General features: G+C 61.6%; 29 protein-coding genes. 11 read left to right on the top strand and 18 right to left on the bottom strand.

Annotated elements, in window-relative coordinates:
• The first annotated feature begins 52 nt into the window (after positions 1–52).
• The 4 genes from AB7813_RS22810 (at position 53) to AB7813_RS22795 (ending at position 6632) form a co-directional block, all read left to right on the top strand.
• Entirely contained in the window at positions 53–1117 is a 1065-nt protein-coding gene (locus tag AB7813_RS22810; RefSeq protein WP_441228447.1) for an MBL fold metallo-hydrolase, read from the top strand.
• Positions 1118–1279: 162 nt separating this feature from the next.
• Positions 1280–2509, top strand: a complete 1230-nt coding sequence (hemA, locus tag AB7813_RS22805; protein WP_089266846.1) for a 5-aminolevulinate synthase — start codon at positions 1280–1282, stop codon at positions 2507–2509.
• 59 nt (positions 2510–2568) lie between these two features.
• Positions 2569–3000, top strand: coding sequence for a GlpM family protein (locus AB7813_RS22800; protein ID WP_439079122.1), 432 nt, complete (start codon positions 2569–2571; stop codon positions 2998–3000).
• Between the two features lie 113 nt (positions 3001–3113).
• On the top strand, positions 3114–6632 hold the full coding sequence (locus AB7813_RS22795) for a PAS domain-containing hybrid sensor histidine kinase/response regulator (protein ID WP_184513058.1): 3519 nt from the start codon (positions 3114–3116) through the stop codon (positions 6630–6632).
• Positions 6633–6637: 5 nt separating this feature from the next.
• Here AB7813_RS22795 and AB7813_RS22790 read toward each other — a convergent pair whose 3' ends face one another.
• A complete protein-coding gene (locus AB7813_RS22790) occupies positions 6638–7315 on the bottom strand; it encodes a response regulator (protein ID WP_068732722.1) in 678 nt (225 codons plus the stop codon).
• A gap of 412 nt (positions 7316–7727) precedes the next feature.
• On the opposite strand from AB7813_RS22790, the gene AB7813_RS22785 reads away from it, so the two are divergent.
• A complete protein-coding gene (locus AB7813_RS22785; protein ID WP_374725619.1) occupies positions 7728–9380 on the top strand; it encodes an MFS transporter in 1653 nt (550 codons plus the stop codon).
• A 100-nt stretch (positions 9381–9480) separates the two neighbouring features.
• Here AB7813_RS22785 and AB7813_RS22780 read toward each other — a convergent pair whose 3' ends face one another.
• Entirely contained in the window at positions 9481–9951 is a 471-nt protein-coding gene (locus AB7813_RS22780; protein ID WP_441228446.1) for a secondary thiamine-phosphate synthase enzyme YjbQ, read from the bottom strand.
• A 93-nt stretch (positions 9952–10044) separates the two neighbouring features.
• Here AB7813_RS22780 and AB7813_RS22775 point away from each other — a divergent pair, with 93 nt between their 5' ends.
• Positions 10045–10206 (top strand): hypothetical protein, encoded by a 162-nt coding sequence (locus AB7813_RS22775; RefSeq protein ID WP_170849831.1) that lies wholly within the window; start codon positions 10045–10047, stop codon positions 10204–10206.
• A 15-nt stretch (positions 10207–10221) separates the two neighbouring features.
• Here AB7813_RS22775 and AB7813_RS22770 read toward each other — a convergent pair whose 3' ends face one another.
• The 3 genes from AB7813_RS22770 to AB7813_RS22760 form a co-directional block, all read right to left on the bottom strand.
• Positions 10222–10443 (bottom strand): DUF6894 family protein, encoded by a 222-nt coding sequence (locus AB7813_RS22770; RefSeq protein WP_068732634.1) that lies wholly within the window; start codon positions 10441–10443, stop codon positions 10222–10224.
• A gap of 145 nt (positions 10444–10588) precedes the next feature.
• Positions 10589–11125, bottom strand: coding sequence for a hypothetical protein (locus tag AB7813_RS22765; RefSeq protein ID WP_441228445.1), 537 nt, complete (start codon positions 11123–11125; stop codon positions 10589–10591).
• A 56-nt stretch (positions 11126–11181) separates the two neighbouring features.
• Positions 11182–11805 (bottom strand): 2-hydroxychromene-2-carboxylate isomerase, encoded by a 624-nt coding sequence (locus AB7813_RS22760; RefSeq protein WP_320446429.1) that lies wholly within the window; start codon positions 11803–11805, stop codon positions 11182–11184.
• A gap of 275 nt (positions 11806–12080) precedes the next feature.
• On the opposite strand from AB7813_RS22760, the gene AB7813_RS22755 reads away from it, so the two are divergent.
• From AB7813_RS22755 to AB7813_RS22735, 5 genes are all read left to right on the top strand, one after another.
• On the top strand, positions 12081–12458 hold the full coding sequence (locus AB7813_RS22755; RefSeq protein WP_089266840.1) for an AtpZ/AtpI family protein: 378 nt from the start codon (positions 12081–12083) through the stop codon (positions 12456–12458).
• 104 nt (positions 12459–12562) lie between these two features.
• Positions 12563–13312, top strand: a complete 750-nt coding sequence (locus tag AB7813_RS22750) for a F0F1 ATP synthase subunit A (protein ID WP_089266839.1) — start codon at positions 12563–12565, stop codon at positions 13310–13312.
• 73 nt (positions 13313–13385) lie between these two features.
• Positions 13386–13613 carry a F0F1 ATP synthase subunit C gene (locus tag AB7813_RS22745; RefSeq protein WP_068732626.1) on the top strand — a complete coding sequence of 76 codons (228 nt, stop codon included), beginning with the start codon at positions 13386–13388 and terminating at the stop codon, positions 13611–13613.
• A 62-nt stretch (positions 13614–13675) separates the two neighbouring features.
• Positions 13676–14245, top strand: a complete 570-nt coding sequence (locus AB7813_RS22740) for a F0F1 ATP synthase subunit B family protein (protein ID WP_184513054.1) — start codon at positions 13676–13678, stop codon at positions 14243–14245.
• Between the two features lie 4 nt (positions 14246–14249).
• A complete protein-coding gene (locus tag AB7813_RS22735) occupies positions 14250–14738 on the top strand; it encodes a F0F1 ATP synthase subunit B family protein (RefSeq protein ID WP_068732624.1) in 489 nt (162 codons plus the stop codon).
• A 72-nt stretch (positions 14739–14810) separates the two neighbouring features.
• Here AB7813_RS22735 and AB7813_RS22730 read toward each other — a convergent pair whose 3' ends face one another.
• The 13 genes from AB7813_RS22730 to coxB form a co-directional block, all read right to left on the bottom strand.
• Positions 14811–15497 carry a hypothetical protein gene (locus tag AB7813_RS22730; protein ID WP_244528475.1) on the bottom strand — a complete coding sequence of 229 codons (687 nt, stop codon included), beginning with the start codon at positions 15495–15497 and terminating at the stop codon, positions 14811–14813.
• Between the two features lie 165 nt (positions 15498–15662).
• Positions 15663–16250: a GNAT family N-acetyltransferase gene (locus AB7813_RS22725; RefSeq protein WP_175365935.1), complete on the bottom strand. Its 588-nt coding sequence runs from the start codon at positions 16248–16250 to the stop codon at positions 15663–15665.
• A gap of 34 nt (positions 16251–16284) precedes the next feature.
• Entirely contained in the window at positions 16285–17574 is a 1290-nt protein-coding gene (locus AB7813_RS22720) for a M16 family metallopeptidase (protein ID WP_093761650.1), read from the bottom strand.
• The gene (thrC, locus tag AB7813_RS22715; RefSeq protein WP_231078354.1) at positions 17574–18989 is read right to left on the bottom strand and encodes a threonine synthase; all 1416 of its coding nucleotides are present in this window, start codon (positions 18987–18989) and stop codon (positions 17574–17576) included. Before thrC ends, AB7813_RS22720 begins: the two co-directional genes overlap by 1 nt.
• Positions 18990–19138: 149 nt before the next feature.
• Entirely contained in the window at positions 19139–19534 is a 396-nt protein-coding gene (locus AB7813_RS22710; protein ID WP_231078355.1) for a hypothetical protein, read from the bottom strand.
• A 19-nt stretch (positions 19535–19553) separates the two neighbouring features.
• Entirely contained in the window at positions 19554–20309 is a 756-nt protein-coding gene (locus AB7813_RS22705) for an SURF1 family protein (protein WP_441228444.1), read from the bottom strand.
• Positions 20306–20701, bottom strand: coding sequence for a DUF983 domain-containing protein (locus tag AB7813_RS22700; RefSeq protein WP_441228443.1), 396 nt, complete (start codon positions 20699–20701; stop codon positions 20306–20308). The genes AB7813_RS22705 and AB7813_RS22700 overlap by 4 nt, the downstream gene beginning before the upstream one ends.
• A gap of 81 nt (positions 20702–20782) precedes the next feature.
• Positions 20783–21640: a cytochrome c oxidase subunit 3 gene (locus AB7813_RS22695; protein ID WP_089266832.1), complete on the bottom strand. Its 858-nt coding sequence runs from the start codon at positions 21638–21640 to the stop codon at positions 20783–20785.
• A 101-nt stretch (positions 21641–21741) separates the two neighbouring features.
• Entirely contained in the window at positions 21742–22362 is a 621-nt protein-coding gene (locus tag AB7813_RS22690; RefSeq protein WP_441228442.1) for a cytochrome c oxidase assembly protein, read from the bottom strand.
• An 18-nt stretch (positions 22363–22380) separates the two neighbouring features.
• Complete coding sequence (locus tag AB7813_RS22685; protein WP_089266830.1) at positions 22381–22554, bottom strand: CoxF protein; 174 nt, start codon at positions 22552–22554, stop codon at positions 22381–22383.
• Between the two features lie 16 nt (positions 22555–22570).
• A complete protein-coding gene (locus tag AB7813_RS22680) occupies positions 22571–23512 on the bottom strand; it encodes a heme o synthase (RefSeq protein ID WP_441228986.1) in 942 nt (313 codons plus the stop codon).
• Between the two features lie 101 nt (positions 23513–23613).
• Complete coding sequence (gene ctaD / locus AB7813_RS22675; RefSeq protein WP_089266829.1) at positions 23614–25239, bottom strand: cytochrome c oxidase subunit I; 1626 nt, start codon at positions 25237–25239, stop codon at positions 23614–23616.
• Positions 25240–25342: 103 nt separating this feature from the next.
• Positions 25343–26188 (bottom strand): cytochrome c oxidase subunit II, encoded by an 846-nt coding sequence (coxB, locus tag AB7813_RS22670; RefSeq protein WP_089266828.1) that lies wholly within the window; start codon positions 26186–26188, stop codon positions 25343–25345.
• Between the last annotated feature and the right edge of the window lie 403 nt (positions 26189–26591).

Here is a 26591-nt window from a genome sequence, read left to right as displayed (position 1 = left end):
CAGGGGTCCTTGGCCCGCTAAGCCGGATGAAAAGGACATTGTGACAGAACCGATGCATTCGAAAACAGACGCCAGCACAAAGCCAGCCGATGACCTCCGCTATCCCTGGGAGAACCATCCCGGGACCGATCAGGTGGTCGAAATTGCTCCGGGCGTTCTCTGGATCCGGCTCGACCTGCCGTTTCGCCTCAACCATGTGAACATCTATCTGCTCGCCGACGGCGATGGCTGGGCCATGGTGGATACCGGCATCGGCAACGACGCGACCATCGCTGCATGGACGAAACTGTTCGAAGGTCCGCTGAAGGGCAAACCGATCAGCAAGGTGATCGTCACCCACGCGCATCCCGATCATGTCGGCCAGGCCGGTTGGATGGTGCAGCGGTTCAACTGCCCGTTCTATATGTCGCAAGTCGAATATCTGCAGGGCGTCTATCACCAGCACCGCCGCACCGAAGAGCGCATCGTCAATATGCGGCAGTTCTTCCATCGCCACGGCATGGATGCAGATATCACCGAGCAATTGCTCGGCCGCGGCCAGGAATATCTGAAGAAGACGGTGCCGCTGCCAGCCGCCTATCGCCGGTTGTCCGACGGCGACGATCTCGTGATCGGCACGCGCACCTTCCGCGTGCTCACCGGCGCCGGCCATTCGCCGGATCAGGTGATGCTGTATTGCGAGGCCGATAAACTGTTCCTGTCGGCCGATCAGGTGCTGAGCAAGATCTCGCCGAATGTCAGCGTCTGGGCCCATGAGCCCGACGAGAATTCGCTCGGCTCCTATCTGCATTCACTGAAACGTCTCGCTGATACACTGCCCGACGACGTGCTCGTGCTCCCCGGTCACGGCGTGCCCTTTCACGGCCTCAAGATCCGCATCAAGCAGCTCGCCGATCATCATGAAGAGCGCTGCCAGATGATCGCCGCAGCGTGCAAGGATGCCGGCAAGACGTCCGCCCAGCTGGTGCCGGTGGTGTTTCACAAGCACAAGCTGGATGCCCACCAGACCGGATTTGCCGCCGGCGAATTGATCGCCCACGTCAATCACATGCTGGCGCAGAAGCGGCTGACCTCGACAATGGGCGCCGATGGCATGCTGCGGTTCAAATCGGCGTAACCTGCAGCGCAGCAAAAATTCGTGAACGACCTCAGGCTCTTGATGCACATCAAAAGCTGCGGCGCTTGGTCAAATTGACCAATTGCGCCTCGACAGCCAAGCTGGAAAAGCTCTAAAACGCACCTGACGCTGGGTTCGGGTTTCGTTTTTGGGTCTTTTGCGATGGATTACAGCAAGTTCTTCAGTGACGCGCTCAATCGTTTGCATGACGAGCGCCGCTATCGTGTCTTCGCCGACCTCGAGCGCATTGCCGGTCGGTTCCCGCATGCGGTCTGGCACACGCCGCAAGGTCCGCGGAATGTCGTGATCTGGTGCTCCAACGATTATCTCGGCATGGGCCAGCACCCCAAAGTGGTTGGCGCCATGGTCGAGACCGCGACCCGCGTCGGCACCGGTGCCGGCGGGACCCGCAATATCGCAGGCACCCACCATCCGCTGGTGCAGCTCGAGGAAGAACTCGCGGACCTCCACGGCAAGCAGGCCGCACTGCTGTTCACCTCTGGCTATGTCTCGAACCAGACCGGCATTTCCACGCTCGCCAAGCTGATGCCGAATTGCCTGATCCTGTCCGACGCACTGAATCATAACTCGATGATCGAAGGCATCCGGCAGGCCGGCTGCGACCGCGTCGTGTTCCGTCACAACGACGTCGCGCATCTCGAGGAACTGCTAAAGGCTGCAGATCCCGCGCGTCCGAAGCTGATCGCCTGCGAGAGTCTGTATTCGATGGATGGCGACGTCGCGCCGCTGGCTGCGATCTGCGATCTCGCCGAACGTTACGGCGCGATGACCTATGTCGATGAAGTCCATGCGGTCGGCATGTATGGCCCACGCGGCGGCGGCATCGCCGAGCGCGACGGCGTGATGCACCGCATCGACGTACTGGAAGGCACGCTGGCCAAGGCCTATGGCTGCCTCGGCGGCTATATCGCAGCAAACAAGGACATTGTGGATGCCGTGCGCTCCTATGCGCCGGGCTTTATCTTCACCACCGCGCTCCCGCCGGCGATCTGCTCGGCCGCGACCGCAGCGATCAAACACCTGAAGAGCTCAAGCTGGGAGCGTGAGCGTCATCAGGACCGCGCCGCGCGGGTCAAGGCGATCCTCACCGCGGCCGGCATTCCGGTGATGTCCACCGACACCCATATCGTGCCGGTGTTCGTCGGCGATGCCGAACTTTGCAAGAAGGCCTGCGATCTGCTGCTCGAAGATCACGGCATCTACATCCAGCCTATCAACTACCCGACCGTCGCCAAGGGCGCCGAGCGCCTCCGCATCACGCCGTCGCCCTATCACGACGACGTGCTGATCGATCACCTCGCGGAATCGCTGCTGCAGGTGTGGGATGAACTCGGCCTGCCACTGCGCACCAAGGCGCTGGCAGCGGAGTAACAGCATGCTCCGCCCCTCATGGTGAGGAGCGCGCCCTTGCGCGCGTCTCGAACCATGAGATGATGCGCACCGGCGCTTCCCGCCATCCTTCGAGACGCGGCCAAGTGGCCGCTCCTCAGGATGAGGGCGGAGCTTGCTGCGGCTCACCTGAAGGACATCCCTTGGACATCATCTGGAAAGGTATTCTCGGCGGGCTCCTCACCGCCCTGATTGCCTGGTTGTCCAAACGGGGCAACACGCTGCCCGGCATTCTGCCGTTGTTTCCGACCTTTGCGATCATTGCGCTCCTCATCGTCGGCGCAAAAGGCGACAGCGCAGGCTTCCGGGAAGCCTGCATGGCCGGCGCGAAGACCATTCCGGCCTATCTCGCTTTTCTCGGCATCTGCTATCTCACGGTCGGCACGTTCGATTACCGCCTCGCTCTGCTGGCCGGCGTGACCGCGTGGCTGTTCATTATCCTGATCGCCTTTTTCGGCCCGCGCTGGATTTAACGACGATCCGGCATTCCCCGGCGTCCGGCCAGATCCCTGTCGCCTACACCGGCGCAACCGGCTAGATTTTCGCCTGACGGACGGGCTTCAGCCCGCCAAAGGGAGCACGCACGATGCTGCACGACTGGGGCGTGATTGTTGCCGCCCTCTGCTACATCGGATTTCTGTTTTGCGTCGCCAGCTATGGCGACCGGATCGCGCTGTTCCAGAGCGGCCGTGCCAAGGCCGTCATCTATCCGCTGTCGCTGGCGATCTATTGCACGTCATGGACGTTCTTCGGCTCGGTCGGCGTGGCCAGCCGGACCAGCGTGGATTTCCTCGCGATCTATGTCGGCCCGATCCTGTTCTTTGCCTTCTTCTCGCCCGTGCTGCGGCGTGTGATCCACCTCGCCAAGACCCAGAACATCACCTCGATCGCCGACTTCATCGCCGCGCGCTACGGCAAGAGCCAGGCCGTCGCCGCTACCGTGGCCGTGATCGCCATCATCGGCTCGGTTCCGTACATTGCGCTGCAGCTGAAAGCCGTCGCGTCGTCGTTGGAAACGATCCTCGGCGAGGACAAGGCCATTGCCGGCGTTCCCATCGTCGGCGACATGGCACTGGTCGTGACTCTCGCAATGGCGATGTTCGCCGTGCTGTTCGGCACAAGGCAGACCAATGCGACCGAGCATCAGCACGGCTTGATGCTCGCCGTGGCTACCGAATCCATCGTCAAGCTGGTGGTGTTCATCATCGCCGGCGCCTTCGTGACATTCTGGATGTTCGGCCCCTCGGAGCTGGTCGAGCGCGCGATGAAGACACCGGAGGCGATGCGCGCCATCAACTATGTGCCGTCGTTCGGCAATTTCCTCACGATGGTGCTGCTGTCGTTCTGTGCCATCATGTTGCTGCCCCGGCAGTTCCACGTCAGCGTCGTCGAGAATTCCAGCGACTCCGAAGTGAGCCGTGCGCGCTGGCTGTTTCCCACCTATCTGATCGCCATCAACCTGTTCGTCATTCCGATCGCCCTGGCGGGCCTCGTGACCTTTCCGTTTGGCGCCGTCGACAGCGACATGTATGTGCTGGCGCTGCCGATCGAAGCTGGCTCCAGCGCGCTCAGCATGGCGGTGTTCATCGGCGGCTTGTCGGCTGCCACCGCGATGGTGATCGTCGAATGCGTTGCGCTGGCCATCATGGTGTCCAACGATATCGTGTTGCCACTGGTCTTGCGGCGCGGACCGCAGACGCAGAATGAGCAGACCGACTTCGGCAACTTCCTGCTCAAGGCAAGGCGGTTTTCGATCTTCGCCATCATGGTGATGGCCTATTTCTATTTCCGCGCACTCGGCAATACGCAACTGGCCGCCATCGGCCTGCTGTCATTTGCCGCCATCGCGCAACTCGCTCCGGCTTTCTTTGGCGGGCTGATCTGGCGGCGCGCGACTGCCCGTGGCGCCATGGGCGGCATGGTGGTCGGCTTCATCGTCTGGGCCTATACGCTGTTCATCCCGAGCTTCCTTGAAGGCAGTACCGCAGGCGTCCTGTTCCTGCAGCACGGCCCGTTCGGCATCGAGGCGCTGCGGCCACAGGACCTGCTCGGCACGGAATTGCCACCGCTGCTGCACGGCACGCTCTGGAGCCTGTCGCTCAATATCCTGACCTATATCGTGCTGTCGCTGATGCGGGCGCCGTCGTCGATCGAACGGCTGCAGGCTGACGTCTTCGTGCCGAACACACTGGCGCCGATCACACCGGCATTCCGGCGCTGGCGGACCACGGTGACGGTGCAGGACATTCTCAGCACCGTGACCCAATATCTCGGCCCGGACCGCGCGCGCGAATCCTTCGATGCTTTCGCCACGCGTCGCCGTGTCGATCTCGATCCAGCCGCGCCTGCGGATTTCGAACTGCTGCAGCACGCAGAATATCTGATCGCGTCATCGATTGGCGCAGCCTCGTCCCGCGTGGTGATGTCGCTGCTGCTGCGCAAGCGCACGGTGTCGGCCAAAGCGGCCTTGAAGCTGCTCGACGATTCGCATGCGGCGCTGCATTTCAATCGCGAGATCCTGCAGACCGCGCTCAACCACGTCCGCCAGGGCATCGCCGTCTTCAACCCCGACCTGCAGCTGATCGTGTCAAACCGGCAGTTCGGCGAACTGCTCGGCCTGCCGCCGCAGATCGTGCAGATCGGCATTCCGCTCCGGGAGATTCTGGAATTCATCGGCATCCAGAGCGCATCGCCTTACGGCGACAACGAAACGCTGACACAGGCACGGCTGGCTGCCTACACCACCGAGGGCGAGCCTTATCTTGAACGTCTTCAGGACCGCCAGATCGTCATCGAAGTACGTACCAATAAAATGCCCGATGGCGGGCTTGTGCTGACCTTCTCCGACGTCACACCCAGCTTCGAGGCAGCAGAGGCGCTGGAGCGCGCCAATGCCACGCTGGAAAAACGCGTCCGCGACCGCACCGAGGAGCTGACACGGCTGAATTCCGAACTGGCGCTCGCCAAGAGCACTGCGGAAGATGCCAACATCTCCAAGACCCGCTTTCTGGCCGCTGCCAGCCACGACATTCTACAGCCGCTCAATGCCGCACGGCTCTATGTCACCAGCCTGGTCGAGCGAAAGAGCGGCGGCGAGGACGCGCGGCTGGTCGAGAATATCGACGACTCGCTGGAGGCCATCGAGGAAATCCTCGGCGCCCTGCTCGACATCTCACGCCTCGATGCCGGCGCCATGAGTCCCGCGATTTCGAGTTTCCGCATCGGCGACCTGATGCGTTCACTCGAGATCGAATATGCACCGATCGCGCACGCCCGCGGCGTCAAGCTTACATTCGTGCCGTGCTCACTGCCCGTCGAATCCGATCGCCTGATGCTACGGCGCCTTCTGCAGAACCTGATCTCAAACGCGATCAAATACACACCGCACGGCCGCGTCCTGGTCGGCTGCCGGCGCCGCGGCAAGGCCTTGCAGATCGGCATCTACGATACCGGCGTCGGCATTCCGATCCTCAAACGTGGCGAGATCTTCAAGGAATTTCACCGGCTCGAACAGGGCGCACGGATAGCGCGTGGCCTCGGGCTCGGCCTGTCGATCGTCAAGCGCCTCGCCCATGTGCTCAATCACGGCATCGCGCTGGATTCCAATCGCAGCGGCGGCTCGTTCTTCTCGGTGACGGTGCCCGTCGCCAAGGCGATCAATCACACCACCGCGGTCACCAGCGCGACGCCTCTGTCGAAGTCACCGATGTCGGGCACGCTCGTTGTCTGTATCGAGAACGACATGGCGATTCTCGATGGCATGAAGACGCTGCTGCAGGCCTGGGGAGCCGAGGTCGTCGCCGTCCCTGATCCGGAAGCTGCGATGAATGCGATTGCCGAAATCCAGGCCTCAGGCCGACGGCTCACGGGCTTGCTGGTCGATTACCATCTCGACCGCGGCAACGGCGTCGCCGCGATCCGGGAAATCCGCACCCGCTTCGGCAAGGAAATCCCGGCGATTCTGATTACTGCCGACCGCAGCCCGCATGTGCAGTCGGCTGCACGGCAGGAGAAGATCGCCGTGCTGAACAAGCCGGTCAAACCGGCGTCGCTGCGCGCGCTGCTCGGGCAATGGCGCACGCAGCAGATGATCGCGGCGGAATAATCCGATTATTGCGGCGTCTGCTCGCCCTGGCGCCACTGGCCGCCAGCGATCTTTGCGGCGGCGATGACAGCCTGGGTGCGGCTCTCGACGCCGAGCTTCTGCAGGATCGCCGAGACATGCGCCTTGATGGTCGCCTCGGACACGCCAAGCTCATAGGCGATCTGCTTGTTGAGCAGACCCTGCGACAGCATCATCAGCACGCGGACCTGCTGCGGCGTCAGCGTCACCAGCCGATCGCGCAGTTTGCTCATTTCCGGATCGGCTGCTGCGGACATGTCGACGTCCGGTGGAACCCAGACGTCGCCATCCATCACGCGCACGATGGCATCGCGCAGCGTATCGACCCCGAAGCGTTTTGGAATGAAGCCTGACGCGCCAAAGTCCAGCGATTGGCGGATCGTACCCACGTCATCGCTGGCGGAGACGATAACCACCGGAATCGCGGGATACTGTGCTCGGAGGTAAATCAGTCCCGAGAATCCTGATATCCCGGGCATCGACAGATCGAGCAGGATCAGATCGACGTCGGAATCCTGTTCCAGCAGTTTGGTCAGATCCTCGAACGTACCGGCTTCATCGACCGTGGTCGTCGGCAGCACACTGCTGACCGCCTGCCGCAATGCACCGCGGAACAACGGATGATCGTCGGCAATAATGAGGCGCGAGGGAGCGATAACGGTCATCAAAATCCATGCAAAAATCTTGCGGCGAACCAGCGACCGCGTTGAGACGACGCGCAAAAGCGCATTTCGCCACAAGTGTCCCCCGCGCGACAACGTCTTGCAAGCGTCCAATGCTGCCACGCGGTAAATTGGTGAACGCCGGCCATTGTGCGATGCAATATTTCATATGCGCGCGCACGTCCGGAAGGACGTTTTCCACCACTGCGACGTCTGCGCGCAGCCCCTTGCGCACGGCCTAAAGTCGTATTGGGTCGCATTTCCCCGCAATGCTACCTTTTGCATCGAAGTTCTCTGCAATGAGCCGACAGAAGTTCGGCGCAGCGAGCGAGAAGCCACAATAAATTTTGCAACGGATTTGGGGAGCGATTCAAACATGTCCACCATCGCAGCAACATCGGCGAAAGCCCAGGGGATGACGAAGGACGAACGCTTCGTCATCTTCGCGTCATCGCTCGGCACCGTTTTCGAATGGTATGACTTCTACCTGTTCGGCTCGCTGGCCGGCATCATCGGCGCGCAGTTCTTCGGCGTGATCGATCCCGCCACCAAGCTGCCGATGTTCAATCAGGCCACGCGCGACATCTTCGCGCTGCTGGCCTTCGCCGCGGGCTTCATCGTTCGTCCGTTTGGCGCCATCGTGTTCGGACGCGTCGGCGACATCGTCGGCCGCAAGTATACGTTCCTCGTCACCATCCTCATCATGGGCCTGTCGACCTTCATCGTCGGCATCCTGCCTAACGCAGCGACCATCGGCATCGCGGCTCCGATCATCCTGATCGGCCTGCGCCTGCTGCAGGGCCTTGCGCTCGGCGGCGAATATGGCGGCGCGGCAACTTATGTGGCGGAACACTCGCCGGCCGGCAAGCGCGGCTACTACACGTCGTTCATTCAGACCACGGCCACGCTCGGCCTGTTCCTGTCGCTACTCGTGATCCTGTTCACGCGGTCGGCGCTGGGTGAGCCTGAATTCGCCGCCTGGGGCTGGCGCATTCCGTTCCTGGTCTCGGTGGTTCTGCTCGGCATCTCGGTCTGGATCCGTCTGCGCCTGAATGAATCGCCCGTGTTCCAGAAGATGAAGGACGAGGGCAAGGGCTCCAAGGCTCCGCTCACCGAAGCCTTCGGCAACTGGAGCAACGCCAAGATCGTGCTGATCGCACTGTTCGGCGGCGTGATGGGCCAGGGCGTGGTCTGGTACACCGGCCAGTTCTACGCGCTGTTCTTCATGCAATCGATCCTCAAGGTCGACGGTTACACCGCGAATCTCCTGATCGCGTGGTCGCTGCTGCTCGGCACCGGCTTCTTCGTGTTCTGGGGCGCCCTGTCCGACAAGATCGGCCGCAAGCCGATCATTCTGGCAGGCTGCCTGATCGCAGCGCTGACCTTCTTCCCGATCTTCCGGATGATCACCACCAACGCCAACCCGACTCTGGAAAAGGCGATCGAGACCGTGAAGGTGGAAGTCGTTTCAGATCCCGCGCTGTGCGGCGATCTGTTCAACCCGGTCGGCACCCGCGTGTTCTCCACGCCTTGCGATACGGCCCGCGCCTATCTGGCCCAGTCGTCGGTCAAGTACTCGACCGCCTACGGTGCAGCGGGCTCGGGCGTGAAGGTCGTCGTCAACGGCAAGGACGTGCCCTACACCGCGGCTGCAGCGTCGAACCCGCAGGTTCTCGCAGCGGTTCAGGCGGCGGGCTATCCCAAGGCGGGCGACGCGCAGATCGTGAAGATGGCGCATCCGTTCGATATCTTCCGTCCGCAGGTCGCGGCGGTGATCGGACTGCTGTTCGTCCTGGTGCTGTTCGTAACCATGGTCTACGGGCCGATCGCGGCAATGCTGGTCGAACTGTTCCCGACCAAGATCCGCTACACCTCGATGTCGCTGCCCTATCACATCGGCAACGGCTGGTTCGGCGGACTTCTCCCGGCGACTGCCTTCGCCATCGTGGCCTCGACCGGCGATATCTATGCCGGCTTGTGGTACCCGATCATCTTCGCGGCAATCACCGTGGTCGTCGGCTTCTTCTTCCTGCCGGAGACCAAGGACGTCGATATCAGCGCGAACTAATCTCACCAAGCCGGCAGCCTGGCTGTCGGCGGACACGACGACAACAAACCGGCCGCGGAGCAATCCGCGGCCTTTTTTTGTTTCAGCAGATCTGCGAGCGTCAGGTCGCGCCGACGAACTGCAGCACCACCTCGCGGCGATGCGGGCGGGCGCGGTGTTCGATCAGATAGATCCCCTGCCAGGTTCCAAGCGCGAGCTTGCCTGACAGAACGGGGATGTGCAGCGAGGTTGCGGTCAGCATGGTACGAACATGCGCCGGCATATCGTCGGGACCCTCCGTATCGTGCGTCCAGTTAAAATCCTGAGGCGCAAGACGATCGAGCGTTGTCATGAGATCGACCAGCACGGAAGGATCGGCGTTTTCCTGGATGGTGAGCGATGCGGAGGTATGGCGGACGAACAGCGTCAACGCACCTTCTCGGGCCTCGATCTCGCTCAGGAATTTGCCGACCTCGCGGGTGATATCGATGAAGCCGGCACCGGATGTCTGCACAGTCAGCAGTGACGACATCACGGTCTCGACACGAACTGAAGACGGCGCGCTGCGCGTAACGGATCTGGCAGATGTCATGAAGTCCCCTCTTGGCCAATTCCACCTTGACTGATGAACCAAAACGCCGAGATGGCGTTCCCCCTTCAATTAGGACGGACGAGGGAAAACGCCATGAAGCCTAAGACATCAAGGGACATTCCGGGGCCGGGGCCACGCAAGGACGAACAGCGCGCGCAGGAGAAAGCTGTCATCAAGGACGCAGACAACACCGATCAAGCCGACCGCGACGCCATTCATGGCGACGGCGACGATATCGGGCTCGACCGCAAATAGGAGCTGCGCACTACGTTAATCGTCGGAGCTAACCACGTCTGCGCGGTGAATTTCATCGCCTTCCTCGTTGCGGACGGAAATGGCGAAGTGCTTGCCGCGGAGCTCGGGCCTGATCTTGTAAATATCGCCCGCGAGCTTGTCGGCGACCTCAGCGGCCAGCAATTCATTGCGCAAAATCTGCCCGGAAGCGTCGGGCACGGTCGTCCCATCGACGAGATCAAAATAAAATCTCGGCATCAAAGTGCTCCCTTAAGTCCAAAAACGTACGATTTGGCTCCTCTCTGCTAGTACCGAATTATTCTCTCAATATCGCCGCAGAGGCGCTGCGCATCCTACCAGTCAACTATGTAAGCACTGCCATCCGACGCGAAACTCGCAGCGCTCAGATTTTCCCGCTGGAATCGCGCTGGATGCGGCTGGCCATGTCGACAAGGCGTCGCCACGCATTTTCGACAAAGGCCATCACCCGATAGACGTCGCGTTCGCTCGGCAGCGGAATCTCGATCTTCCTCTCGCCATCCGCACTCCCTGACTTCCCGGGCTTTAGCGAATCCTGCTTCGGGAGCGCTTCATCGGTCTTGCCGGCGACGGCTGGACCGCGCTCCGCAAGCTCCGCCTTCAGTCTGTCGTTGTCCTTCTGCAGCCGCCCTATCTCGGTATCGAGCGCGGCACGTTCATCCGGCAAAACATAGCAGGCCCAGCCGGATCCCTTATCCGTGCATGTCGAAACCGTGCCGGTGCGGGTATCCAGGCGAATGACGCCTTCAGCGATCGGCGACAGCGAATAACGGCCATTCTCGATGTCCGGGAGGGCCTGCGCAGACGCACTGACGATCCCGGCCATCAGCACCGCGCCAACCCACGCAGCGTACCGCATGGACTGTCCGGGGGAGGCAAAACGCACCACAGCATTCTTCATGGAGATGCTCCGCGTTGCGAGTTCGGGGCGATAGCTGCCTTTACTCTCAGATGTGCTCAGATTTGAGATTTGAAAGGCGCTCGCTTCGTCTTCAACGCATCAGCCAGCAATTCGAGCCGGTCCTGGCCCCAAAATACTTCACCGTTGAGCACATAGGCCGGCGAGCCGAACACGTCAGCCGCAATCGCTTCCTGACGGTTCTGTTCGTATATCGCAGCCACATCGCTGGACGCCGCGCGCTCTAGCAGTTTCGCGCCCGGCAGCCCCGAATCATCCGCCAGCCTGGTCAGCACGGCCGTGTCGCCGAGATTGAGCTGACCTTCCCAGACCGCAGGAAACGCGCGGCGCAGGAACGGGTCCGGATCGTGTCCGGCCTCGAGCGCCGCGATCACCAGACCATCGGCGAGTCGGCCATCAAATGGCCAGTTCTTCGGCTGCAGATGAAAATCGAGACCGCGTTTGTCGCGCCAGCGCTGCAATTCAAGCATTCGGTAGCGCTGCCGCACCGGATGACGCTTGCCGAGCGGGAGGCCGCCGGTTTCCGAAAACAGATCGCCGAGAAATACCGGTTTATGATTCACCTTGAGATCATAAGTACTTACGAGATCGCGAAAGAGCGTGTGGCCGATATAGGCCCAGGGCGATGGCAGCGAAAAATAGTAGTCGATCTCTTGAGACATTCCGGGCTCCGGCAGGGGCGTTTTCAAACTCTGCGGTACTCCAACAGAGCGCCCTGCGCCGTGCAAGATAGATCACCTCGAAAGTCACTCTTGCACTGCGGCGATCCCGCACAGCGGGATTCGAATTTTGCCAATAAAATCAAGTGAATCAAGGCGCTAACAAGCGATCAGCGAATCTTGACTTGGCAAGATGCGCTAAGTATGGTCCGCCCGGCTTTGAAGGGTGATGGGGCGTTATTTCCAGCATTTGCAGCGTTATTTCGAGTGTCGCAAGCATGACGAACGGCACACGGGACGATGACAGTGAACGCAGAAACGATGGCAAATCGTCTCCCGATGAGGCTGCGCTTTCCGCAAGGCTCGGAAGTCTGAATCAGCGTCTGTCCAAACTTCAGGATGAGCGCAAACTTCAGACTGACCAATCCGAAACTGGAAGCGGAAACGCGCAGTCCAGGGCATCGGCCATGGCGGTGGGTCTCCGTCTTTCTTCGGAACTGGTCGCGGGCGTCGTCGTCGGAACGATTCTGGGCTGGGGCTTCGATCGTTTGCTGTCGACATCGCCGTGGGGGCTGATCGTTCTCATGCTGCTCGGTTTCGTCGCCGGCGTGATGAACGTGATGCGCTCGGCTGGTGTCGGGAAAAAAGCGGAATAAGAAATTCGCGCCCAAGACCTCTGCGTCGTTGGCGCAGCATTTGAGTGCCGGCTGTCCGGCAAGGAAACGCCGGACGTTCCGGCCGAATTGAAAGACCGACGTGGATGGCCGATCCGATCCATCAATTTGAGATCCACAAGATCTTCACCCTGGGCCATATCGGCAATCAGGAAATCGCCTTCACCAACTCATCGGCCTATATGTTCGGCGCCGTCGCCGTCGTGTCGCTGCTGATGATCGGCGGCAGCGCCGGACGTGCGCTGATCCCGAGCCGTTTCCAGTCGGTCGCCGAGCTGTCCTTCGAATTCGTCTCGAATACGGTGCGCAGTAGCATCGGCGAAGAAGGCATGAAGTTCTTCCCGTTCGTGTTCTCGCTGTTCATGTTCATCCTGACGGCGAATCTGATCGGCATCATCCCCTATACCTTCACCGTCACCAGCCATCTGATCGTCGCCGTCGCGCTGGCATTGATGGTGTTCCTGACCGTGCTGCTCTACGGCCTCTACAAAAACGGTCTCGGCTTCTTCAAGCTGTTCGTGCCGCACGGTATTCCGATTTACATCCTGCCGCTGGTTACGGTGATCGAGGTGATCTCGTTCCTGTCCCGCCCGGTGTCGCATTCGGTTCGTCTGTTCGCCAACATGCTGGCCGGCCACATCACGCTGAAGGTTTTTGCCGGCTTCGTGACCTCGCTGAGCGCACTCGGCGCACTCGGCATTTTCGGTTCGGTGCTGCCGCTGGCCATGACCACGGCGCTGACCGCACTGGAACTGCTGGTCGCCTTCCTGCAGGCCTATGTGTTCACGATCCTGACCTGCATCTATCTCAACGACGCACTTCATCCGGGCCACTAACCGCGTTTTAGTGTTCTGGCGGAATTCCACCCCTCAACTGTCTTAATCCCCTATCCCAAGAAGGAGTTTTACTATGGATCCCATCGCAGCGAAGTACATCGGCGCCGGCATTGCTTGTCTCGGCATGGGTGGCGCTGGCATCGGCGTCGGCATGATCTTCAGCCAGTTCCTCAACGGTGCGCTCCGCAACCCGTCGGCTTCCCAGGGCCAGTTCGCTAACCTGATCTTCGGCTTCGCCGTGACCGAAGCGCTCGGCATCTTCTCGCTGCTGATCGCGCTGCTGCTGCTGTTCGCCGTCTAAGCTGAAAACGGATCCGGTTGCCGCTCCGTCCTGGAGCGCTTCCGATCGATAAGGAGACTGCTGTGGCTGAAGGTCAGGGCAAATCCAAGGGCGCCGATCACGGGACTGCCGCACACACTGCGGCAGACGGTGGTCACAAGGCGTCGTTTCCGCCGTTCGAGAGCAACACCTTCGCTTCACAGCTGGTGTCGTTCGCGATCGCGTTCGGCTTGCTCTATCTGATCGTGTCGCGTCTGGCGCTGCCCCGCGTCGGCGGCGTGCTTGCGGCCCGTCAGCAGGTTCTCGATACGGACCTGAACGAAGCCGCCAAGCTCAAGGGCGATTCCGACGCTGCATTGAAGGCTTACGAAACCGAACTCGCCAATGCCCGCGCCAAGGCGCAGGCGATGGCGACCGAAGTTCGTGAGAAGCTCAATGCGGAACAGGAGCAGGCGAAGGCGAAGCTCGAAGAGAGCCTTGCCACCAAGCTTGCTGCAGCGGAGCAGACCATCGCCACCACCCGCGCAACGGCGATGGGCAATGTGCGCAGCATTGCTGCGGACACGGCCTCGGCGATCGTCGAACGCCTGACGGGCATCAACCCGGATGCAGGCGCCGTCAACGCCGCGCTCGACGCGTCGCTGAAAGGATAAACGGATGTTCGGACTTCAAGCTGAATTCTGGGTCGCCGTCGCTTTTGTCCTTCTGATGGCGGTTTTCGGCTGGTTCGGTATTCACCGCACCATCCTGACGGCGCTCGACCACCGCAGCGTCCGCATCAAGCAGGAACTCGACGACGCCCGTCGCCTGCGTGATGAAGCCGCCGCGCTGCTCGCAGACTACAAGAAGCGTCATGCAGCGGCCGAGCGCGAAGCGCAGGACATCATTACTTCCGCCAAGGAAGAGGCCGAGCGCATCGCCGCCGAAGCCAAGACCAAGATGGAAGATTTTGTCGCTCGCCGCACCAAGAGCGCAGAGGGCAAGATCGCGATGGCGGAAGCCCAGGCTATCGCAGACGTTCGCGCAGCCGCAGCCGAAGCCGCAGTGAATGCGGCAGCCTCGGTACTGTCGCAGTCCGTAAAGGGCTCGGTAGCCGACGACCTGATCGCCAAGGGTATCGGCGAAGTTCGCTCCAAGCTGAACTAAGCGAAAGACGTCAAACTAAAAAAGCCGGCGCGAGATCATCGCGCCGGCTTTTTTGTTGGCTCGGATACCCCCTTAGCGCCGCTTGCGTGCGGGTGCCTGCGATTTCAGGGCCTGCGGATCGAAGCCGATATAGAAGATGTAGGAATCGCCTGCAGTGCCTGTGGGCACGGGATAAACAAGATCCTCACCGACCAGGCTGAACGGCACGCTGGTCTCGCTGCCGATCTGCACATTGGTCTGGAACACCTTGGTGGCGATGGTCTTCGGCGTCACGCCCTCCTGCACCACGGCGACACGCAGCGGCACATCGACCACTGCTGGCGCGCCGGCCGGCCCGACGATGACGCGGCCCTGGATGCCGATCTTGACCGAGATCTGACCGCCATTGAGATCGCAGGAGCGCGCTGTCCGGGTGATGGTGGCCTGGAAAGCCAGATCGTTGCCGACCGCAGGCTTGCCCGCAGCGCCGACCGCATAGGTCGAGGCACCCGGCCGGATGCTGACGCTCGGGCAGGTCAGATCGTTCTCGTCGGTCTGCGGCGACTGCGGCGCGCCGACCTCGGTGGACTTGCCCGAGAACAACTGGGTGAAGCGATCGGTCATCGACGGACTGCCGCCGCCGCTGCTGCTCGGCGAACCGCCGCCGAACATGCTGCCGCCGCCGCAACCGGCCAGCGTCAGGCTTGCTGCAGTGATCACCAGCAGGCCGCGGAGCGCGCCGGTGCGGCCGCTGATCGGCATCGAACGAATGTTGCGCATTGTGAAGATATCCCCGGAAATTCAGTCGTTTGCGCTGCCCCGCCCAAGGCGTGCGCAGGGCCTTATAACAGCGCAATGGCGGCGAACCCAAGGCACTTAAACAAGGCGCTTGAGAGAGGACAGATGCGCCATTGCGCCACATCCGGACATCGCGTTGCAGCACGACTACCCGCGGAAGTCCTCATGCAGCATGCCGTAAAGCAGGTGATCCTGCCAGATGCCATTGATGCAGAGATAACGCCGCGCCAGCCCCTCGCGCGAGAAGCCACACTTCTCCAGCACCCGCACCGACGGCAGGTTGCTGGGAATGCAGGCCGCCTCGATGCGGTGCAGGTTCAACTCGCCAAACAAGGTCGGCAATAGCACCCGCAGCGCCGCGGTCATGACGCCCTGCCCGGTATAGGGCTGGCCGACCCAGTAGCCGATGGTGCCGGCCTGGACGATGCCCCGGCGCACATTGGCGAGCGTCACGCCGCCCAGCAGCGTGCCATCGGACTCGCGAAACACCAGAAACGGATAGGCGCGATCGGCAGACGCATCGTCGGCATAGCGGCGCAGCCGGCGGCGAAAGCCGGAGCGCGTCAGGTCGTCTGACGGCCAGATCGGCTCCCACGGCGTGAGATAACCCCGGCTCAGCTCACGCAGATCGGCCCATTGCGGAAAATCGCTCATCACGGGCGCGCGCAATGCAACGCCGTAGCCGCGCGGCGCCAGCGCCGCCGGCATGCTTGATGGCAAACGAAACAGGGCCATAGGCTCGCTCCCTGATGCCTCGGACCTCACCTGCCTAGTGGAGCAGGCTCTTGTCCTTGGCGCGGGTCAATCCTTCCGCAAAAGCCACTGCCGTGTCCAGCCCCCGGCCGCTGCCGAGCGCCGCCACGGCCGGGCGGCTGCGCGTCAGCAGGCCACGGGCGACGTTGCGGGTCGATTCCACGCTGACATCATCGATGCGCTGGACGAGCTCTTCCACGGTGAGCGGACGGCCATAGGCCAGCATGTGCCGCGCCAATTGCTCGGCGCGCGAGCTGCAGCTCTCCAGCGCCATGAGCAGACCGGCCTTCATCTGCGCCTTGGCGCGCGCGATTTCGGCTTCGGTCAATGTCTCCACCGACTCGTTGATGACATCGACGATGACTTCCATCATCTCCGGCGCATCGGTGGGATCGGTGCCGGTATAGAGGCCGAAGAAGCCGGTGTCGGTATAGGGCGCGTGGAAGGTGTAGATCGAATAGCAGAGGCCGCGCTTCTCACGCACTTCCTGGAACAGCCGCGAGGACATGCCGCCGCCGAGAATGTTCGTAAAGACCTGCAGGCTGAACAGCGACAGGTCCGATTGCGGCAAGCCTTCCAGCGCCAGCGTCAGATGCGCCTGTTCAAGATCGCGATTGACCACACGCGAGCCGCCCTTGCCGAACATCGCCGGCTGCGGCTTCGGCGCAGCCGTGCCTTCGAAGCTGGAAAAGCGATCAGCGGCTTCATGCACGACCTGGCGATGATTCACGGCGCCGGCTGCAGCTACCACCATGTCCGGCCCGCGATAATGCGTGGACAGGTAGCTCTGCAGCATGTCGCGGTCGAAACCTTTCAGCGTCTTGGCGGTGCCCAGAAGCGAACGGCCCATCGGCTGGTCGGGATAGCAGAGCTCGTTGAGGTGTTCGAACACGACATCGTCCGGCGTATCCTGCGCCGCGCCGATCTCCTGCACGATCACGCTCTTCTCGCGCTCCAGCTCATCCGGCACGAATGTCGGATTGGCGAGAATGTCGGAGAGCACGTCGAGCGCGAGCGGCACATCGGCCTTCATCACGCGGGCGTAATAGGCTGTGGTTTCGGTCGAGGTCGCGGCATTGAGATCGCCGCCAACCGCCTCGATCTCCTCGACGATCTCGCGCGACGAACGCTTCTTGGTGCCCTTGAACGCCATGTGCTCAAGCAGATGCGAGATGCCGTGCTCGTTGGGCTTCTCATCGCGGCCACCGACGCCGGTCCAGACGCCGAGCGCTGCGGTTTCCAGATGCGGCATGGTATCGGTGATAACCGTTAGGCCCGAAGGCAGTTTGGTAACTTCGACGGTCATCAGGATACTCCTTGCTTCGCAGCACGGCTGACCGACAGCACGAACTGCTCAATATCGCTTTGGTCATTCTTCATGACCTTAATATGCTCGGGCTTCGTCATCAGCCCTTCCAGATAGACCGGCAATGCCGGCCGCACGCCGCACGCCGCTTCCACCGCATCAGGGAATTTCGCTGCATGCGCTGTCGACAGCACGACATTGGGCACATGCATCTCGGTGGTGTCACGATCGGCGACGGCCAATGCCACGGCGGTATGCGGATCGATCAGATCGCCGGTTTCGCGCCATGCGGTCCGGATCGCAGCCGATGTCTCGTCCTCGTCGGCGCGGCCGGATTCGAAATCGGCACGGATCGCGGTCAGCACTTTCTCGGGCAGCACGAAACGACCAGACTGCTTCAGCGAATCCATCAGGCCACGCACCAGCGCAGCATCGCGGCCGGAGGCTTCGAACAGCAGACGTTCGAAATTCGACGACACCTGAATGTCCATCGACGGGGACGACGAGGCGTGCACCTCACGCACCTCGTAGATGCCGGTCTTGAGCGTGCGATCGAGGATGTCGTTGACGTTGGCAGCGACGCGCAGCTTGCGCACCGGCAGACCCATGCGCTTGGCCACATAACCCGCAAAGATGTCGCCGAAATTGCCGGTAGGTACCGTGAAATCAACGCTGCGTGCAGGCGCACCGACGGCGACTGCCGAGGTGAAGTAGTAAACCACCTGCGCAACGATACGCGCCCAGTTGATCGAGTTCACACCCGACAGCGACACGGCGTCACGAAACTTGTGATGATTGAACAGACCCTTCACGATCGCCTGGCAATCGTCGAAATGGCCCTCGACGGCGAGCGCATGGACGTTCGACGCGCCGGTCGTGGTCATCATGCGACGCTGCACGTCGGAAATACGGCCGTTTGGGAACAGTACGACGAGATCGACATTGTCGCGACCGGCGAAGGCATCGACGGCAGCGCCACCGGTGTCCCCGGAGGTCGCGACCACGATCGTGGTACGCTGATTGCGCTTGGCGAGGACGTGATCCATCAGCCGCGCGATGAGCTGCATGGCGACGTCCTTGAACGCCAGCGTCGGGCCGTGAAACAGCTCGAGCACGAACTGGTTCGACGCGGTCTGGTCGAGCGGCACCACGGCGGGATGGCGGAAGGTGGCATAGGCCTCATTGGCCATGCGCCCGAGATCCTCGTCGGAAATCTCGCCGGCCACGAACGGCCGGAGCACCTCGACGGCGACTTCCCAATAGGGCCGGCCGAACAGCGACGCGATGGTCTCGGCTGACAACTGGGGCCAGACCTCGGGAATGTAGAGGCCGCCGTCGCGGGCAAGCCCGGTCAGCATGACATCGCAAAAACCGAGTTTCGGGGCCTCTCCCCGCGTCGAGATATAGGTCGTCAAGGCGTCCTCCAAAGGCGCGGAAACCGCCAAGCCTTTGATAATAATGGGGTTAAAACTTCGCTGGCAGCTAAGTCTGAGGGCACCATAATGGGTTTCGCCGAGTGGGGAAACCGCCAATGGGGCGGTCCGACGAACCAGGCACCCGAGCGTTAAGTTTCGCCGAACGCCCTCCGGATGACCGGCAGGATCGGGCTTCCTGGCTCAACCCATAGGGCAGCTACTCGCTTCAGAAATTCAATTTGGGAAGTTGGCCAATCGTTCGAAGCAAGGATTGGCCGGCTCTCAAACAGGACGGCACCAAGGTCATCCGGACTGTAAGCGTAGATGGCTCCGGAGCCGATACAGCATTCTCCATCAGCGAATAGAAGACTCTGATGTCCGCCATCCGCGATAAGGGAACGGTAGATTGGCACGGTCAGGTGAAGGACGTTTTCAATCGTGTTGATCGGCAGGTAGCTCACCGCTTTTTGGGGCCCAAGAGCCAGATGATGCTCCAGAATTCGCTTTCCTTCGGCGGCCAAAATGATGTCCCGGCTCTTCTCCACGATTTCCTCCGGAGCTGGCTCAAACAGCCCGCTGCCCCTTGATCCACGCTCCGAAAGCAATCACCACGGCGGCCGCGAGGCCAAACCATGTGATGGCATATTGCATGTGGTCATCCTTGAGATGGATTTCGAGCGGACCGGGCTTCGGAATGACGTTGGCCGGCACGGGACTTTCCAGATCGACATAGAACGGGGCCACAGCGCCCCAGCCGAGCGCCTGCGCCATGGCACGCTGGTCGCGGTTGAACCACAGACGCTTGTTGACGTCGTCATGGGGCGTCAGCGTACCCGCTGTTTCGGGAAAACGCAGATAGCCGGTCATGGTCACCGGCGCTCCGGTGACGAGCTTCTGCACGGCGCGGTCCTGCTGGGCGCGATCCTGCATCGTGTTCTGCACGAAGCCCGCATTGATCACGACAGTCTCGCCGGATGCCAGCTGCGCCGGCAGAAAAGCCCAGGTCACCGGACCCGGCACATCGGGCCGCACGCCGGAGCCGGAGCTGTAAACCATGCCGTCCGGCACGGGTTTGTAGGTGGCCGAGAAGCTGACTCGGCGGAATTCGTCCTTCGCCGGGGTCAGCGCGCTCCATGTGGCCGGCGCGGGCAATGTGCCGGGCGCACCTGCAAGGCGCTCCGTGAGTGCAGCGATCAACGCGTGTTTCTCGGTGCGGCGCTGCAGCTGCCAGAATCCGAGGCTGAGAAGCACGCCAACGATGATGAGCGTGACGATGCCGAGACCGGTGATACTGCGCTGGCGCGCTGCAACTGTGTTCATTTCGGCGTGCGATCGATGAGTTGGCCTTCGGAGGCCTTGTGGTGGAATTGCAGGGCGATCAGCAGCGACTTCATTGAGCGCAATGGCAGCAGCGTGGTCGCGAGAATCAGCGGCAGCCACAGCGCGGCATGCAGCCAGAATGGCGGCTGATACTTGACCTCCACCACCAGCGCGCAACCGACAACGATGGCCCCTGCGATCATGATGATGAAGATCGCAGGACCATCGCCGGTGTCGATGAAAGCATAGTCCAGTTCGCAACGCTCACAGCGCGGCGCCAGATTGATGAAGCCCGCATAGAGCTTGCCCGCGCCGCAACGTGGGCATTTGCAGGTCATGCCGCGAATGACGGTCTGGCCGAGCGTGACGGGAGCAGCGAGTTGATCGGGCATCGAGTCGAATTCTTTCACGGCGCAAGCGCCAAACAAAAAAGGGCGGCCCTGCGGCCGCCCTCTTGTAGCACCCGAATGCGATCAGTGCGCGGCTGCGCCGACGATAGGGCCGCCATAGCCCCAGACATAGATCGTGACGAACAGGAACAGCCAGACCACGTCCACGAAGTGCCAGTACCAGGCGGCGAATTCGAACCCGAGATGCTGCTTCGGCGTAAAGTGACCGGCATAGACGCGGAACAGGCAGACCAAGAGGAAGATGGTGCCGACCAGCACGTGGAAACCGTGGAAGCCGGTCGCCATGAAGAAGGTCGCACCGTAGATGTTGCCCTTGAAGCCGAAAGCGGCGTGGGCATATTCGAACGCCTGCACGCAGGAGAAGGCTGCGCCGAGCAGCACGGTGAGGATCAGCGCATACTTGACGGCCTTGCGATCGCCTTCTAGCAGCGCGTGGTGCGCCCAGGTGACGGTCGTGCCCGAGGTCAGCAGGATCAGCGTGTTGAGCAGCGGCAGGTGCCAGGGGTCGAAGGTCTGGATGCCCTTCGGCGGCCAGACGCCACCGAACAGCGCCTCGCGGGTGGCGTGAACGGGATCGCCGGGGAACAGCGACGAATTGAAGTAGGCCCAGAACCAGGCGACGAAGAACATCACTTCCGAAGCGATGAACAGGATCATGCCGTAACGGTGGCTGATCTGCACCACGCGGGTGTGGTCGCCCTTATACTGTGCTTCGCGGACCACGTCGGTCCACCAGCTTGCGAACACGTAGAGCACGCCGATGGTGCCGACGCCAAACACGATGGGCGCCGCGGCATACATGTGATGCATCCAGCTGACCGCGCCGACCGCCATGATGAAGGCGAACAGCGAGCCTACCGCCGGCCACGGCGAGGGATCGACGAGGTGATAGTCGTGGTGCTTTGCTTGCGCCGTAGCCATTGCGGTTCTCTCCGTCAGCTGCGCCGGTTGAAGCCGGTGCGAGTTCTCTCAATTTTATAACTTGGAACGCTCCAGGATTTCTCCTGAAGGTTACCCGTATCTCAGAGGTTTCCCTTGCGCTTGTCAGTCTCCGTCGCCGCCAGCGGCTTCGGCGCCGGATCGCGCAGGGGGTAGAACGTGTAGGACAGTGTGATCGACTTCAGTCCGTCATTCTCGCTATCCGCGGCCAGCGCAGGATCGACATAGAATACGACGGGCATTTCGCGCTTCTCACCGGGCGCCAGGGTCTGGTCGGTGAAGCAGAAGCAATTGATCTTCTGGAAATACGCACCCACCGTCAGCGGCGCCACATTATAGGCAGCCTGTGCAGAGGTGGTGCGGGCGGACTGATTGGTCACGGTGTAGAACACGGTCACAACCTCGCCGATCTTGACCTCGATCTCGCTCTGCTCCGGGACGAATTTCCATGGCAGGCCGCCCGACACATTGGCATCAAAGCGCACGGCGATCTTGCGTGCGATCGGGCCCGTCCCGGGTGCCGAACTCGCCACCATCGTGGTGCCGTTGAAGCCGGTGGCGCGGCAGAACCAGTTATACAGTGGCACGGCGGCGTAGGACGCGCCGACCATGAAGGCCACCAGCAGACCGCAAGCCGCAGCCACCGTCGCATCGCGACCGAGGCGCGGCTTGGAGGCTTTGATGTTCTGCGGCTGATCGGTCATGTCACTCAGCTTTTGTCATTACATGGGCCGGATGAGAACGGCCGGTCCTTTGACCATGGTGACGGCAAAGAACAGTACGACGAGAATGCCGAGCGCCCAGGCAATGGCAAGCGACCGTTCGCGCCGGCTCTTCTTCTGGGCCTCGGTGAGGACGATGCCGTCTGGCTGTTCAGGCTTGTGCTCGTTGTCCATCGGATCATGCGCCCCTCTACCAGACCATCGGGAGGATGGCCTTCACGACCACCTCGAGCAACAGAATGGCAAACAGCGCGAACAGATAGATGATCGAGAAAGCAAACAGCTTGCGCGTCGCGCGATTGGCAGGCATGCCTTCGCGCAGACGATAGACCTGCACGGCGAGATACATCATGCCGGCGCCGAGGATCAGCGACGCCGCGCCGTAGACGGCCGAGAAATAGCCAAGCGGCCACGGGGCTACCGCAGTCGCGACCAGCACCACGGTGTAAAGCAGGATCTGCAACCGGGTCGCATCGGGACCGGCGACCACCGGCAGCATCGGCACACCGGCGCGGGTGTAATCGTCGTTGCGGAACAGGGCCAGCGCCCAGAAATGCGGCGGGGTCCAGAAGAAGATGATCAGGAACAGCAGGACCGGCTCCATCGAGAGCGTTCCTGACGCCGCAGCCCAGGCGACGACCGGCGGCAGCGCGCCGGCCGCACCGCCGATGACGATGTTCTGCGCGGTCCAGCGCTTCAGAGCGATGGTGTAGATCACGACATAGAAGAAGATGGTGAAAGCGAGCAGCGCGCCGGCGAGCCAGTTGACGAGGATGCCGAGCGTCATCACCGAGAAGAAGGCCAGCACCAGACCGAAGGTCAGTGCTTCCGGCCGGGTGATGCGACCGCGCGGGATCGGGCGGTTGGCGGTGCGCGACATAAGCGCGTCGATATCGGCCTCGTACCACATGTTCAGCGCGCCGGAGGCGCCGCCGCCGACAGCGATACAGAGGATCGAGGTGATCGCCAGCACCGGGTGATGATCGCCCGGCGCCAGGAAATAACCGACCATCGCCGTGAACACGACCAGCGACATCACCCGCGGCTTGAGCAGCGCGATGTAGTCGGCAACACCCGCTTCGGAGATGCGGGGGGCAGACAGGTCGATGGTATGGTGGTCGAGGACGGACAAGATCATTCTCACTTTTGTTACGAGCACTCCGCCGAAACCCTTACGAGTTCGGCGGAGGCATTAACTCGGTGCGGCACCCAAGAGCGTCGCACGAAAACCACTTACTGAACGCGCGGCAGCACTTCGAACTGATGGAACGGCGGTGGCGAGCTCAGGGTCCATTCCAGCGTGGTCGCGCCCGAACCCCACGGATTGTTCGCAGCCTGTTCCTTGCGGACGAAAGCTTCGATCACACCGTAGATGAAGATCAGCACGGCAAAGCCGGAGATGTAGGAGCCGATCGACGACACCAGGTTCCAGCCGGCGAAGGCATCCGGATAGTCGACATAGCGGCGCGGCATGCCCGACAGACCCAGGAAGTGCTGCGGGAAGAACACCAGATTCACGCCAATGAAGGTGACCCAGAAATGCGCCTTGGCGATGGTTTCCGAATACATGTAGCCGAACATCTTCGGGAACCAGTAATACCAGCCGGCGAAGATGGCGAACACGGCGCCCAGCGACAGCACGTAGTGGAAGTGCGCGACCACATAGTAGGTGTCCTGCAGCACGCGATCGACGCCGGCATTGGCCAGCACGACGCCGGTGACGCCGCCGAGGGTGAACAGGAAGATGAAGCCCACGGCCCACAGCATCGGCGCCTTGAACTCGATGGAACCGCCCCACATCGTGGCGATCCAGGAGAAGATCTTCACGCCGGTCGGCACCGCGATGACCATGGTGGCGGCGACGAAGTAGGCCTGCGTCGCCGACGACATGCCGACGGTGTACATGTGGTGCGCCCAGACGACGAAGCCGATGCCGCCGATGGCGACCATCGCATAGGCCATGCCGAGATAGCCGAACACCGGCTTCTTCGAGAAGGTCGAGATGATCTGCGAGATCATGCCGAAGCCAGGCAGGATCAGGATGTACACTTCGGGGTGACCGAAGAACCAGAACAGATGCTGGAACAGGATCGGATCGCCGCCGCCGTCCGCGGCAAAGAACGTGGTGCCGAAGTTACGGTCCGTTAGCAGCATGGTGATGGCGCCCGCCAGAACCGGCAGCGACAGCAGCAGCAGGAACACGGTCACCAGGATCGACCACACGAACAGCGGCATCTTGTGCAGGGTCATGCCCGGCGCGCGCATGTTGAAGATGGTGGTGATGAAGTTGATGGCACCGAGGATCGACGACGCACCGGCGATATGCAGTGCCAGAATCGCGAAGTCGACGGCGGGACCCGGATGGCCCGATGTCGAGAGCGGCGCATACATGGTCCAGCCGGCGCCGACGCCGTTGGCGCCGGGCTCGCCCTCCACAAAGGTCGAGATGATGAGCAGCGCGAAGGCGGCCGGCAGCAGCCAGAACGACACGTTGTTCATACGTGGGAACGCCATGTCCGGCGCGCCGATCATCAGCGGCACCATCCAGTTGCCGAAACCGCCGATCATCGCGGGCATCACCATGAAGAAGATCATGATCAGGCCGTGCGAGGTGACGAAGACGTTGTAGGTGTGGCTTTCGTGGAAGATCTGGACGCCCGGATACATCAACTCGATGCGGATCAGGATCGACATAATGCCGCCGATGACGCCCGCCACGATCGCGAAGATAAGGTACATCGTGCCGATGTCCTTATGGTTCGTCGAATAGACGTAGCGCCGCCACCCCGTCGGATGCGCATGTGCATGATCGTCGTGGGCGTGATCGTCGTGAGCCGGTGTTGCCGCGGTCGTTGCCATTTTCAAATCCTGCTTTGTCTTCTTCTGGCAGTCTTTGGACCTTGCGGTCCCCTCGCCCTAATTTCTTACAGTGCGTGCGGAGCCTCGCGGCTCCGCCAACCGCTTACTGCGCCACAGCAGTTCCGGCCGAAGCATAGGAATTCGCCGGATTGGACGCGAACTTCTTCTTCGCGGTCTCGACCCATGCGGTGAATTCCTGATCGCTGACGACGCGGATCGCGATCGGCATGAACGCGTGATCCTTGCCGCACAGTTCCGAGCACTGGCCGTAGAACATGCCGGTCTTGGTGGCCTTGAACCAAGTCTCGTTCAGACGGCCTGGAACGGCGTCGATCTTGATGCCGAAGGACGGGATCGCGAAGGAATGGATGACGTCCGCGGCGGTCGTCTGCACGCGCACGACCTTGTTCACGGGAACGACGACTTCGTTATCGACGGCGAGCAGGCGCGGCTGCTTGTCGGTAGCCATCAGCGAGTCGAATTCGAACGGGCCGTTGTCGGGATAGCTGTAGGTCCAGAACCACTGCTTGCCGGTTGCCTTGATGGTCAGGTCGGCTTTCGGAATATCGAGTTCCAGGAACAGCAGACGGAACGACGGCACCGCCACTGCGACCAGGATCAGAACCGGGATGATGGTCCACGCCACTTCGATCAGCGTATTGTGCGTGGTCTTGGAAGCGACCGGGTTGGCCTTGGAGTTGAACTTCATCACCACGATGACGAGAAGTACAAGCACGAACAGTGTGATGGCGGTGATCAGCCAGAGCAGGAAATTATGAAACCAGGTGATGTTCTCCATCACCGGCGTGGCGGCTTCCTGCAGCTTGAATTCCCACGGCGCGGGCTGGCCCATCACCTCTGCGAATGCAGCACCGCCAAAAGCAAGCCCGGCCCCAACAACTGCTAACCCCAGCAACCGGCGGCCAATCTGGCCCCTCGACATCCTCATGCCGCTCGCGCTCCCATATTTACTGTCGCATTTCGGCCTGTCGCCGAATTATGCCGCCCGATCCGCACCCTGCCAATTTGCCAAAACGCCCAAGTGATTGGCCTGGAGGCAGTTGTTAGAATGCGTCGAAATCTAGCCTCTCAAACCATAATTCGCGGTCTGTCGCAATGCAGGAGTGGCGCATCCCGTAATGCATTCGGCGGTATTGAACGAAGGTCGCAATTGCTGCATGAAATCAGGCATAAACAGGCGTGCGGCAGCCGAACGGCGCTTGACAGCGGAATTGTCCGATGTAGGCACAGATCAGGCGATCGGCAGGATGCTGATTCGCGCCTGCGAGCGCTTTCGTGGCTCCGTGGATGCCTTCAAGGCGCCGTCATTGCCGTATCATTCCGTGGTCTGG

This window comes from Tardiphaga sp. 20_F10_N6_6 (genome assembly GCF_052076045.1).
In the GTDB taxonomy this organism is placed as follows: domain Bacteria; phylum Pseudomonadota; class Alphaproteobacteria; order Rhizobiales; family Xanthobacteraceae; genus Tardiphaga; species Tardiphaga robiniae.
This window is presented reverse-complemented; position numbering and strand designations above follow the sequence as displayed.